The organism is Caballeronia sp. LZ033 (assembly GCF_031451265.1).
In the GTDB taxonomy this organism is placed as follows: Bacteria; Pseudomonadota; Gammaproteobacteria; order Burkholderiales; family Burkholderiaceae; genus Caballeronia.
In genome coordinates, this window is sequence record NZ_JARUXQ010000066.1 from 1 (window position 1) to 314 (window position 314).

1 protein-coding gene is annotated in these 314 nt (G+C 67.5%); it reads left to right on the plus strand.

Annotated features, from left to right (window positions below):
* On the plus strand, positions 1-314 hold a 314-nt coding region (locus tag QCE62_RS35215), incomplete at both ends, for a hypothetical protein (RefSeq protein ID WP_309928061.1).

Sequence of the window (314 nt, forward strand, 5' to 3'; positions counted from 1 at the left end):
CACGATACAGGCGGGCAACACGCTTTCGATTCAGGGCACGCAGATCGACAACGCTTTCGGCGCGCTGCGCAGCGGCGGTCTGATGTCCCTCACCACGCAGGGCAACGTCGATCTGACATCCGCCACCCTCAACGCGGGGAGCCTGGCACTGAACGTCGGCGGCGATCTTCTCCTCAATACCGCCGTCAATACAATCCACCAGGTCAGCGCGACGGGCGCGACGGGCGCGACGCGCACCGTGAGCACGCTCGGGCCGCTCGCGACCGTGAACGTCGCAGGCGACGCGGCGATCGTGACCGGCGGCGACCTTCAGC